Consider the following 255-nt stretch of genomic DNA (forward strand, 5'->3'; position numbering starts at 1 on the left):
GGTAGCCGAAATAGCCATCCCCGGCCTTCGCACGCTCGAGAGCGGCCTGTTCGACGAAGGCTCCGGCGGGACTGTCTGAGTCTCCCTGGTTGGGGGGCCAGTAAAGGCCGTCTGTCTTGCCAGGGCTACTTATAAGGTTCTGTGCATATTCGAGAACGCCGTCGCCGTCGTGATCGGCCGAAGCGTATTCTTGCTGCGCGTCGACGTAGTTGCGCATGGTGTCGATCGCTTGCAGTTCATTCTCGCCGATCCGCC

At 60.8% G+C, this 255-nt stretch carries 1 protein-coding gene; it reads right to left on the reverse strand.

What is annotated here, in order from left to right:
• Positions 1-255, reverse strand: a 255-nt coding sequence (locus IB248_RS31305) for a DUF2950 family protein (RefSeq protein ID WP_192242272.1), incomplete at both ends; no start/stop codon positions are given.

It is taken from the genome of Rhizobium sp. RHZ01, from assembly GCF_014851595.1.
GTDB lineage: Bacteria > Pseudomonadota > Alphaproteobacteria > Rhizobiales > Rhizobiaceae > Rhizobium > Rhizobium altiplani.